The following is a 12,189-nucleotide window of genomic DNA, read 5'->3' on the forward strand; positions in this document are numbered from 1 at the left end:
GCTAAACTGAAGCCAATGGTCTATTGGACGCACATTCCCATAGGAGGCTTCTGTGTCAGAACTATCCAACATTGCTATCATAGGCGGCGGTCTTGCAGGCTGCGAGTGTGCACGCAAACTTTCCCGTGCCGGAGTCGCCGTTACCATATTTGAAATGAAACCGGAGCATTATTCTCCGGCACACACCTACGAAGGACTTGCAGAACTTGTTTGTTCCAACTCCTTCCGCTCCGACCAGCCAGAGGCTGCGGTAGGCGTTCTTAAACAAGAAATGCGTGAACTCGACAGCCTTGTGCTGGAAGCCGCAGAGGCTACACGTGTTCCTGCCGGTAAAGCATTAGCGGTTAACCGTGAGTTGTTCAGCGATTACATTACGAGAATCATCACCGAGGATGAAAACATCACCCTCGTGCATAAAGAAATCACATCGCTGGATGCTGAAGAGCTTAAAGACTTTGACGCTGTTGTACTTGCAGCAGGTCCGCTTGCAAGTGAAGCTCTCAGTGATTCTCTCGCAGCTACCATCGATACAACGCATCTATATTTTTATGACGCAATTGCTCCGATTATTGCTGCTGATTCCGTTAACATGGATATTGCATTCTGGGGCTCTCGCTATAATCCAGACGACAAAGACTACCTGAACTGCGCATTGAACGAGGAAGAGTACCACGCTCTGCGCGAGGCTCTTATCAGCGGAGAAAAAGCACCTACAAAAGATTTTGAAAAAGAAATCCATTTTGAAGGCTGCATGCCTATTGAAGCACTTGCTGAACGCGGAGAAATGACTCTTGCGTTCGGTTCCTTCAAACCTGTTGGTTTCAACGACCCGCGTACCGGAGAACGTCCGTTTGCTTTGGTGCAGTTGCGTACAGAGAATTTAAACAAATCTATGTTTAACCTTGTAGGCTGCCAGACCAAACTCAAATACAAAGAGCAGGATAGAATTTTCCGCATGATTCCGGGTCTGGAAAATGCAGAATTCGTTCGTTACGGCAGTGTCCACCGTAACACATACGTTAATGCACCAAAGACGCTGAATACCGAACTGGCATTAAACAACCGCCCTAATGTCTATCTTGCTGGTCAAATTACCGGTGTTGAGGGCTATGTTGAATCCGCTGCTTCCGGTCTCTGGCTTGGTATTGTGCTGGCTGCTAAAGCCAAAAAACTTGCCATCGCTGAGCCTCCGGCAGAAACATGCCTTGGCGGCTTGCTTTCTCATCTTCGTACAGAGCAAAAGAACTTTCAGCCTGCAAACGTCCAGTTCGGTCTCACTCCTGAACTGAACAGAAAAGCACGCAAAAAAGAACGAAAGCTGCTGTATGCACAACGTGCACGCGAACGCTTTACAGCATGGATTACAGAACAAGAAGAAGCTTTAAACGACTGCTGCTTATAACTATAAAACGCGCTCCATTACGGAGCGCGTTTTTTGTATATGCTCTTTATCTACAAGCTACCATTGGCAAAACACCGCCAGACAAGGTGTTTTGATTAGCAGCCAAAACACGTTGCGAGTAGCCTACTTTATTGGACGTACAACATACGTTCGCCCTGTGCGTGGAGGAATAGACACTGAAAAAACTTTTTTTACAGCATGCAATTTTTCTCCTGTCAGCACTTCTTCAAGCACAACCTTTCCATTTGTAACTTTCTTCAACAAAGAAAAATCTTCCTTCATTGGCTTATCGGAAAAGTTAAATATATTCACTGCCGCAGTCGCATTCAAACTATTTTTCTGCGGCAATTGAAACACCTGAATCAGCAATCCGTTATGTTGTGTTCGCGGCAGTTGAACGAGCGTCGCTTGTGGCATTCCCATAGCATTTCGAACGTTAATGATGCGACGCATAGAGCCTGCAAACGACTCTTCCATCCGCACATCAACATCCAATTTACCGAACACGGTAGATGCTTTTGGTAACCCAATTTCTGTAAGGATATTACCACCAGCACGCGACGTCACATCATATGCGCCAGCTACGTTTTGGCGCAATGCATCATGTTCTGTGGAATACTCCAACAGTCCGGCAGATAACGGCAGCACGCCGAGTAATTCATCCGCTGAAAGCATAAACAGCCCCGGCTGCATAGCTTGAAAATGCCCTAACAAGCTCAAACCGTTGCTTACAGACTGCTTCTGCTCTTTCGTCAAATACCGGAAATCTCGAATGCCCTGCACGGTTGCAACAAATGCTGCTGGCGTCAGATACAATTGTTTTCCATGGAAAAAGACATCGCCACCATTCTGAGAAATTTTCTGGCGGACAGTTTCAAAGTACTGTTCCCGAATTGCCCTGTTTCGTTCATGCCCGGGATGGAACATAAACGGAAAGGAAAAATCAATGTATGACTCCGGCTGGATTCTATTGATAAAGCGCTTTTGGTCAAAGCCCATTTGAAGGATACTATAAAGGCTTTGATCTAACAACGTCGCATCGCCTGTTGCATACGCATACTGGGCAGCCGTTGCCACAGCATGATTCATTATGAAATCAACACCTTTTTCAGACGCGGCTTTCAAATCAGGAAGCGGCAAATTGTCTTCAAGGAATGTCCAGCCGCCATATCGTCGCACTTCCTGCGCGATATCGCGTGCAGCTTGTACTGCGGTGTCTCCGATGGCAAATCCAGAACGTTCTGCATTCGGATACGATGGTTCAAGCCCATACAAAGGAGAAACACTGACGCTTGTCACGGCGGCATGCAGCATTCCAATCTCTTGTATAAGAGAACCGGAAATTAAACGCCGTGCCGCCTTGGATGGGTCATTCCAGTTCAGCAGCGGACGCGCTTCTGAACCATATCCAAGAAAAACAAAACGGCGACCATTTCCATCCAGCCCTTGCACGACACCTGTTGCATACCAGTGCAAAGGCGTAAGTGGAATAACTGCCGCTTCGCGCACAAGCGGAGGAGGAAGAATGCGGGCACGGCGCAGCTTATCCAGCGAAATATCATCAACACGAACCGCACGGGTACGTGCAGTAATCTCTGGCAGAGCCTCCCACAACTCGCGGGGAACCTCCACCATACAATATAAGCCTTTGTATGATTCAATGCCGCGAGTGCTTAAAAAGTAGTCTGCCCCCCGTCCTGTTGCAAAAGGAACTGAGGTATCGCCTACTATCATCCCCTGTTGATTTGCTTTTCGTACGAACATATCAAAGCCAGCTTCATCACCAAATCCTTTTGAAAAAAGATAGCTGACAGTATCATCACCAAGCTGGCGCTGTTCGGACGGGTTACCCCAAATAGCACCACTCTCTCGCATTGATTTGATATGCACACCGCGCACACCCAATGTTTTCATGGTGGATAAAAATGTATTCCTCTGCAATGCTGACAGCACAGTGGCAGAACTTGGCGCAATTGTACGGGTTGCATCCAGTGTTATCCACACCGGAGCAAGGTTAAGCATCAATTCGACACGCGGCTTTTCATATGGACCAAGCCAAAAAAGATTAGTGCCGGATACAACTGAAGTTAATTCTTTTGAAGCACTCAGCATGGCTTGCTTTTCAAGCCACTGCACATACCCCGGATTAGCCCTGCCCATTGTTTCAGCTTCCAAAGACAGCCCTGTAGAAGCTGCTGAACGGGTTTCTTTTTGAGCAGAACACCCACCCAACATAGTCATAAGCAGCGCAACAATCAGCAACAAATTGTATTTTTTTATTCTCACAACTCTCTCCGCAATAAGCCATATATTCGCGACACAGCCATATGCGTAACGCATAGATACTGTTTTTTATTCAAACAAAACTCATCACACAAGTGCTGACATCCCAAATAAGTTAAAGAAAAAAGCGGAGACAGAACCCAAATACGTCTTCACAGCAACGCATCATTCTCGAAAATCTACCCTGAGTGTGCTCTGCCTCGTTCAGCACTTGCGATGTAAAGCGCCGCATACACTGCTAGGAAAAACGCGATCAGGCAAGTTGTTTAGCGTGGCTTTCTAAATTACAAACGTGTGCTGCTATCATCGTTTCTTCTTTAATACGTTAGTAACAAGGAGTTTGTGTTCTCTTTGCAAGTATCGCCCATCAGCTTCACAATCTTTTTACCTATTGTGCCCACAGATATATCTCGCTAAAAGAATTGACGAGAACTACAAGCAACCACGTAGATTGTGGATGCTCAAAAACTAATCAGCAAGATTGAGAATAAATTTGCCGAGTGAACATGAAGAAAAGCTCAAGAGAACGGCACAGTTCACATAAAACAACTAACGCCTGTTCAATAACGCGCACTATGCAAATTTGTCATCAATCTTAGAACCGGAGACTCCAAGATGGCAGCTACCAACAGCACGGATCACTTTATTCAAGAAAAAGCCGAAGTACAAAATGCAGATGCATCTATAACTTTTGGAAAAAAAACTGAGATCGATACTTTTTCAACCACCGATCAACATATATTCCTCATAGGTTTTTCCGGTAGTAAACGCGGAGAGCTGGCAGCACTTCTTGCCCAAAAGCTAACTATGGATGTTCAAGCACCGGAAGCAATTACTTCTTCAGCAGAACTTGACGCATTGTGCAAAGAAAAAGGCAGCATTATTATTGTGCCGCAATCTGCAATGGGAATTAGTGAAGTGCGTGATGTGCTGCGTGAAAAAGGCAAGGTTTTTTACCTGATGACAGAGTTATTACACCTTGCACATAATTTAGGGCTTGATGCAGAACAAGGGCGCGAGCAAATTGGACCGGACTTTATTGAGCTTGAGCCACATATGCTGGCTTCGCTTCATTTCATTCTGCATGGTTGGAAAGAACCAGAAGATTTAGTTGAAAATGTGCTAGAGCCTCTTAACCTGTTCTAGTAGCTTGTTCAAAAGAAAAAAGCGGGGAACCCAATAAAGGTCACCCGCTTTTTTTATACAGTTACATTGCACCGCGCCATATTTCAAATAGCCAACGCCCGATACCAGCAGCAAAGAGTAATGCCCCCTCGCTTCGAGAAATCTTTCCCTGCGTCCGAATAAATATCCACAGCACAGCAACCACTACAACGGCAAAAGTCATATTAAGCAGTTCATCCGGCATAATTGCTATCGGTCTAATCAGGGAAGTTATCCCAAGTACTCCAGCAAAGTTGAAGAAGTCACTGCCAATAAGGTTCCCAAGAATCATGTCATTCTTGCCTTTCACAGAAGCGGAGAGGCACGTCACCAGTTCAGGAAGCGAAGTACCCGCAGCAACAATAGTCACGCCGATAAGCCACTCACTCAATCCGAATGCACGAGCAACGCCGGAAGCACCATCAACAACGAACTGGCTGCCGAAGCTTACCGCAAGCAATCCAACAGGAAGCAGCAAGTAATCTTTAACCGTAGCTACTTCGCTGTCACTTACCATATCACACAAAGCCGCATCACTTGCTGACGAAGGCTTTTTGCAACGGTAATACATCCATGCAAGATATCCGACAAAAACAGAGGTAAGAATAACGCCGTCAAATCGTCCCAGCTCGCCGCCGGAAACCATCATGCGGATTAACAGCTCAACACCAAACAGAATTGGTATGTCACGGGTAATCAACGTCTTGCTACCGGACACACTTTTAATCATGGCAACAGCACCAAGAATAATGCCGAGATTGAAAATATTAGAGCCAACAATATTTGCAAAAGAAATTGAAGGAATTCCTTTCAATACAGCAGTCAACGTTACAAGAAATTCCGGCAGGCTGGTTCCCATTGCAACAATGGTCAAGCCAATAATAAGTTCTGAAATGCCAAAACGGCGCGCAATGGCAGAAGCCGCATCCACAACCCAGTCAGCTCCTTTCCATAAAAGAAGACCGCCAGCCAGAAGGTACGCAATGTGTAAAAGCATGAAGCTACCTGATTAAAAAGTTATTGTGCATAGTCAAAGTACGTTGAGACACAGTCTTTAGAAAGGGCTGATGTAAGATGTGTTCCACTCATTGTCTAGGGCTTGTTTGCAATTCTATAGAGTATAGAAACTTGATGAAAAAACTCTACAGGCATATTCTTTATCACAACTCAGTTAACTCTACGTAAAAGGATAAATCATGTCTGTGATAGCAGAACTTTCTATTTTTCCGATGGATAAAGGAGTCAGCATGAGTCCCTACGTGGCTCGCGTTGTCACTGTCATAAAACAAAGTGGACTCGCCTACGACTTTGGACCAATGGGCACTACCATTGAAGGTGAATGGGATGAAGTAATGGGGACAGTCTCAGCATGCTACAAAGAACTGGAGCAGGACTGTGACCGCATCTACCTGACACTTAAAGTAGATGCACGCAAAGGCAGAGTAAACGGCTTGAAGGGCAAAACGGATTCAGTAGCCGCCAAGCTTGAAAAATAAAATACCCGGTACGCTTGAACAACTTCAAGCGTACCGGGCTATAAGCTCTTATACAGGCTCTGTTTCTATGACTTCTATGTGTTCCCATTTTCCCGAACGGAAACGCAGGAACGCAGTAAGCGCAAGAATACAGACATATACAATCAGCATCGCCCACAGTGTATGCAAGCCAGCATCAAAGAAGAAGCGACCCGCTACTACAGGTACACCAAGGCAGAGCGTTGCACACAGCGCCATTGCCCGCATAACAAACATCGTGTCCCCTGCACCCTTCAATGCACCAAAAAAGATAAGTGCAACAGAATCCTGAAGACAGAAGAACGCTACGTACGCAAGCAACACCTGACACGTTGACTGAATTGCGGCAAACTGCTCAGCAGGAATCCCTTCCGGTCTGAACAGCGCTGTCAGCTCATATGGGAAGAGCAAGAAGATTGCAGCAAAAGTTCCCATCCAGAGCATGGCAATATGCAAAACATTGCGCGCTGCCACACGAGCCTTTGCAACATCTTTTCCGCCCATTGCCTGACCAACTAAAATGGAAGCAGCAATATTCAGTCCTACTACAGGTAGAAATGCCAGAGAGTTAATGGACAACACAATATTAGAAGCAGCAAGTTCCACTTCGCCAATTCGTCCAACAACCATAATAAAGACTGTAAATGCAAAGATATCGAAGAAGTTATTCAGACCACTTGGAATACCAAAGCGCATCATTCGCATAAACAGCTTTGCATTAAAATGCCATGCACGTTTTACATGATACGTAACATCATTTTGTGGTGTAAATACCAGCCACGCATACATAATAAGCTGCATGCCCCACGAAGAGACCGTTGCCAGCGCTGCACCCGCTATACCTAATTCCGGAAAAATCCACACACCATTAATCAGCATGTAATCAAGTGGAATATTGATAAGGACAGCAATAATATTCACAATCATGTTGGGACGAGTTTTCCCAAGCCCTGTGAAAAAGCAACCTATAGCGTTTGCAATAATTGCGAAGCCAGTTCCCAGAGTCAAAATAGAGAAGTACGTCACTTCCTCTTTTTGCACTTCGGGAGCATGCCCAACAAAAGCAAAAAACGGCTCTGCAACAAATACAAGCATCGCGATGGCTATCCATGCGAAGCAACAAAAATATATTGCCTGCCACACAGCTGAGCCAATTTTATCAAACTTACATGCACCGTAATACTGTGCAATAAATACTGAGCTGTACGAAGCAATACCCAGAGCAAAAAGCAAAAACACAAAGTTCGCCATCGCTGCCGGTAATGCAGCTGCAATGGATATCAGTGAGTAATTACTCAAAAAGATTCTGTCCGTGAACTCCATTGTTGTTGATGAGCCAAGGCTTACAACTAAAGGAAGTCCCACGTTGAGGGCATCGCGATACCCGAAAGGTTCGTTCCAGCGTTTTTTTAAACGGGATAGCATCAATTTCTCCTGAGGTAATCCCCTGACGGCATACTCGATAACCAAAATCTGTAGCCGACAGGACGTTAATAAAACTGTGTTGTGCCCCGCTTACACGGGCGTTAAAATAATCACAACTGTTTATTATTGAACTGTATTAATTGTACATTCAATAATACCGACTAGACTGTAACAACGTTACCGCCTGCTTAAATCAATAAAAATTGAAGTGACTAAATCAATTTTCATTGAAATAAGAAGCAACCTTCTACGCAACCAATTTTATTTTTACAAGAAAAACCTTCATAAAAAACTTTATCCTTTAAGCACAGCACCTTACTCACTATAATCAGGTACATTTTCTAATTACCTTTATGCATATGCATTTTAACCCTAGTATTTTCTTGAGTTTCTCATCCAATCAAGCTTATTTTATGCTAACTTTGAATGCACACCCTAGTTTTTTTGAAGCTACTCAAACATACAGGATATATCATGAGCGACTTTTCTGATTCCTCAAAGTCACAAAAAAAAACGAAGCCTACCGAAGAACAGCCAACTGGAGCTGAACAACAGGACGCTATCGATACTCCTTTAGAACAGGAAGAACATACTGACACCGAACCTGTCCTTTCTGAAGAATCTACCACTACGAACGCACCTTCTGAAAAAGAAATTACTGCCGCTTCTCCAATAGAACAGGATAATCAGCCGGAACAGGCAGATGAAGCACCGCAAGCTGATACACCTGCTGAAGCTGAAAAGACTGATGACATGCAATCGCATGAAAGCTCAGAAGAAACAGTTGATGCTGAAGTTGTATCAGCACCAAAAGATGCTCAAGAAAATGAAGCGACCTCTTCAGAAGAACCCAGTGCAGCACTTAGTGTAGAAAAAGATGATGATGTACATGACACCGATGACGAACTTATCGGTGCAGCAGCTTCTAAACTCAGCAGTAGGTTCGGAAAAAAAAGCAATGAGCCTGCCCAACCAGAGGCAGAAACTGTTGAATCGAAAGAAACACCGCCTATGCACGGCACTGTCTCAGCAGAAGTTCCACCAAAAAGAAAACCTGCCAAAAAGAAAAAAGAGAAAAAGCCCAAAGAACCACTTCCAGATGTTGCTCCTGAAAGTAAAATTCTCAACACTCTTTCTCTTATTCCAATTTTACCACTTCTAATTTTTGCAGCGTTGCAAGGTGGAGTAGCTCTCTTCTTCCGTGAATTGTGGCCATTACAGGAAGTTCAAACAGTAGCGGTTGTTCAAGATACCCTAGCCGCTTCAAACTGGCTCACCCCAATACTGGACGGCGCTCCTTACAGTAGCGCTATGCCGCTGTATTACTGGTTCAGCAGCATTATTGCTCTGATTCCAGATATTCCAATAAATTTTGCAATTAAAGCCAGCACGGTCATCAGTAGTGTACTGTTTGTACTTTCTACGTACCTCTTTGCCCGCGCCGCAGGTGTTTCTAAAAAAACAGGTCTTGCAGCCGGTATGTTGACCATGAGTGCTGTTATTCCAGCTGTTACAATACAGCTGAACGGCATGGAAACCCTATTTGCCGCTCTGGTAACGTTCTCGCATGCAGCCTTTGTTATGGGTTGGAAACAACAGCGATCTTACTTCTGGCTTGCTGCCGGATTCATCTGTGCAGCAGCGGCAACATTAACAGCTGGATTCCCCGGACTGTTTATTCCGCTTTTCTCTATTCTTTTCATCTCCTGCTGGCGCAAGCGTCCTACCAGATTCGGCGAATGGGATGTTGCAGGTGGATTCGGCGTATATCTCATTATTGTACTCAGCTGGTTTGCGTACGTATACTTTGCAGTTCAGCCGGAATACTTGCTCAATCTGGTACCAAACGTACTGGCAGCACCATTTAAAGGTGCACTCGCGCATCTTCCATACTGGTGGCATATGCTCAGCATACTCCCACTTATTTTACTGCCTTGGTTAGTGGTAGTACTTGTACTTCCATGGACAAAAATTGCCAGCATCTCTCTGTACAAAAACATTCTGGCAACGCGAAATCCTGAAAATATCGGTACTGCCTACTTGTGGCTTTCTGCGGTAATAACATGTGCAATGTACTGCTTCCTTGACTACATGACACCTGTATGGCTGCTTGTGCTGCTGCCGCAACTTGCAATTCTAGCCGCACGCGCCATCAAAAACTTTTCACCACTGCGCAATACAATTTTTTACCGACTTATTGCACTCGTCTTTTTTGCAGCAGGTATTACACTGATCGGTCTTGTTAACTTCACCCAGTTTATTCCATTTGAAATCAATGGCTGGATGTACCTTTCTGCAATCATGCTCGCTACTGCGGGAATATTCTGGCTCCGCGCACCGTGGAACAGCAGACTCGGCACAGTGGGTCTTGCACTTGCTGTCACAATTCTCCTCCAGCCGGTATTCATTATGTCAGCTTCTACAATCAACGAAGCCATCTCTGCAAAAGATATTTCCATGACTATGGAAGAATACGCAGAAAAGAACTTTGCGCCGGTTGTGTATAATGCTGACCCTGCCCCGTTTGCTTACTTTGTAAGAAAACCTGTCAAACATGCTTTTGATCTGCACACACTCAGCACAATTTTAAACACAAACAAAGATGTTGTTATCATAATGAGCGCAACAGATTGGGATAACTGGCTCACAAAACCGGAAACACTTAAGCTCGTCGACACACAGCACACTCCTATACCACACCTCGGAAAAGGATTTATTCTTGCGATTCAGGAAAAAAGTGCAGGAAACTATCGACCGGAGCCTCAAGTACAACCGGAAGAAGAACCTTCTGTAAACGAGCCAGAAACACCTCCTGCAACAGAGGAACAGCCTGCGTCTCCTGCTGAAGAAGAGCCTGCCACAGACTCTCCGCAGACAGATAATGAAGACGAGCCAGCCCCTCTCAAGCGACCGATTTTAGAGGAAACTACAACAGCAGAATCAACCGAAACCGCTCCTGAACCGGAAACTGATGAGCCAGCACAAGTTGAGCAAGTGTCTCAGGTAGCGCAGCCTGCACCTGTGACTCAAGAACCGGTCACCGAATAATCGCGATCTTCACAAACAAAAAAACGCTCTTCACATGCTGTGAAGAGCGTTTTTTTTAATTTAGCAACTTACTTTTTTTCTTCTTCAACTGGCTCACAGTCAATCACTATTGCCTGTCGAGGAGTTTGTTCTGCATCATTTTTAATTTCGCTATAAATGGTCTGCTCGTCTTTCTGCTGACCACCTGAGGAATGCCATGTGTAATACGTGAACCCTGCATGATTTTGCGCTCCGCCCTGTATAGTGGCAGCACTGAACTGCTTACGCAGCCAGCGGGCAAATGGTTTACGGGTTACCGGAAGCAACAAGGCAAGACCTGCAAAATCTGTAATAAAACCAGGAGTAAGCAACAGCAAGCCTGCAATAAGAATAAGCAATCCTTCTACCATTTCATCAGCAGGCATAGCCCCTTCGTTCAAAGACTGCCGTACCTTCTGCATGGTGTGAAAACCTTCCATGCGTGCAAGCCATGCCCCTGCAATCCCTGTAAGAACTACAATCCCGATAGTAGGAAGCCCGCCAATAACGGAGCCTACTGAAACAAGCATGTATAATTCAAGAATCGGGATGAGAGTAAACAGTAAAAATAATCTTCCAAACATATTGTTGTGCCCTTCATATTCTAAGCAATCTATCCGTACCTTTTTAAAACTAGTCATCCTGAACGAGATGACAAGTGTTTTTATGGTACATCCCCACCGCTAGAGTGCCATACACCCAATACACAATAAATAATGCAGAAGTCACCACCACTTACTGCATAGCACATGATCCATGTGTATTTCGGGTGAAAACTGGTACAGTATGTACAGCAACGCACTATAAAAAAATATCTGAATCAACGAGAATCATCTGGAGTGTAGAGTTCACTATCTGCGGTAATTAGTAAAGAAACTAATTAAGAAATGGCTCTTTATGACAGTAAAAATAAATTTTTTCTCAAAAAAGCAAGGAGTAGGTGTGCTTCTAGGTAAAAAAAAATCTCACCATTACTGGTGAGATTTTTTCTTTTCTTGTCCAACTGGATCGCCGAAAAGCTTAAGCACTCTTAGTTGCTACAGGCTTCACAACAGCGCCAGAGCGCAGACAACGGGTGCAAACATTGATAGCTTTTACCTGACCGTTAGGGAACTGATGACGAACTCGCTGAAGGTTAGGCAGGAAGCGACGTTTGGTTTTGATGTGTGAGTGAGAAACATTGTTACCCACCTGTGGGCCTTTACCGCAAATAGCACATTCTTTAGCCATGGCGATTCTCCGTATATTTAAAGAAAAAAATTTATTACTTTGATTTCTACGCGAGGGGAATTTTTTAAAAAATGTTCGCCCGCCCACGCAAGCAAAGAGATGGGT

Annotated in this window: 9 protein-coding genes; 4 read left to right on the plus strand and 5 right to left on the minus strand. The window is 44.7% G+C overall.

The annotated features are described in order from the left end of the window. Positions 1-52: 52 nt before the first annotated feature. Positions 53-1,402, plus strand: a complete 1,350-nt coding sequence (gene trmFO / locus N4A56_RS07305; RefSeq protein ID WP_295546162.1) for a methylenetetrahydrofolate--tRNA-(uracil(54)-C(5))-methyltransferase (FADH(2)-oxidizing) TrmFO — start codon at positions 53-55, stop codon at positions 1,400-1,402. A gap of 123 nt (positions 1,403-1,525) precedes the next feature. Here trmFO and N4A56_RS07310 read toward each other — a convergent pair whose 3' ends face one another. Continuing rightward, positions 1,526-3,688, minus strand: coding sequence for a hypothetical protein (locus tag N4A56_RS07310; RefSeq protein WP_295546165.1), 2,163 nt, complete (start codon positions 3,686-3,688; stop codon positions 1,526-1,528). A gap of 612 nt (positions 3,689-4,300) precedes the next feature. Between N4A56_RS07310 and N4A56_RS07315 the strand changes: the two genes are divergently transcribed. After that, positions 4,301-4,831, plus strand: coding sequence for a hypothetical protein (locus N4A56_RS07315; RefSeq protein WP_295546167.1), 531 nt, complete (start codon positions 4,301-4,303; stop codon positions 4,829-4,831). Between the two features lie 61 nt (positions 4,832-4,892). On the opposite strand, the gene N4A56_RS07320 is transcribed toward N4A56_RS07315, so the two are convergent. Next, entirely contained in the window at positions 4,893-5,846 is a 954-nt protein-coding gene (locus N4A56_RS07320; protein ID WP_295546171.1) for a calcium/sodium antiporter, read from the minus strand. A 199-nt stretch (positions 5,847-6,045) separates the two neighbouring features. Between N4A56_RS07320 and N4A56_RS07325 the strand changes: the two genes are divergently transcribed. Beyond that, positions 6,046-6,345: an MTH1187 family thiamine-binding protein gene (locus N4A56_RS07325; protein WP_293671411.1), complete on the plus strand. Its 300-nt coding sequence runs from the start codon at positions 6,046-6,048 to the stop codon at positions 6,343-6,345. 48 nt (positions 6,346-6,393) lie between these two features. Here the strand turns inward: N4A56_RS07325 and N4A56_RS07330 are convergent, their stop codons facing one another. After that, a complete protein-coding gene (locus N4A56_RS07330) occupies positions 6,394-7,788 on the minus strand; it encodes an MATE family efflux transporter (protein ID WP_293671413.1) in 1,395 nt (464 codons plus the stop codon). Between the two features lie 474 nt (positions 7,789-8,262). Here N4A56_RS07330 and N4A56_RS07335 point away from each other — a divergent pair, with 474 nt between their 5' ends. Then, positions 8,263-10,836, plus strand: coding sequence for a hypothetical protein (locus tag N4A56_RS07335; protein ID WP_295546174.1), 2,574 nt, complete (start codon positions 8,263-8,265; stop codon positions 10,834-10,836). 68 nt (positions 10,837-10,904) lie between these two features. Here N4A56_RS07335 and N4A56_RS07340 read toward each other — a convergent pair whose 3' ends face one another. Both N4A56_RS07340 and rpmB read right to left on the minus strand, forming a co-directional pair. Beyond that, positions 10,905-11,438: an FxsA family protein gene (locus N4A56_RS07340; RefSeq protein ID WP_293671416.1), complete on the minus strand. Its 534-nt coding sequence runs from the start codon at positions 11,436-11,438 to the stop codon at positions 10,905-10,907. A gap of 436 nt (positions 11,439-11,874) precedes the next feature. Next, positions 11,875-12,084 (minus strand): 50S ribosomal protein L28, encoded by a 210-nt coding sequence (gene rpmB, locus N4A56_RS07345; RefSeq protein WP_293671417.1) that lies wholly within the window; start codon positions 12,082-12,084, stop codon positions 11,875-11,877. Positions 12,085-12,189: the final 105 nt, after the last annotated feature.

The organism is Halodesulfovibrio sp. (genome assembly GCF_025210605.1).
GTDB lineage: Bacteria > Desulfobacterota > Desulfovibrionia > Desulfovibrionales > Desulfovibrionaceae > Halodesulfovibrio.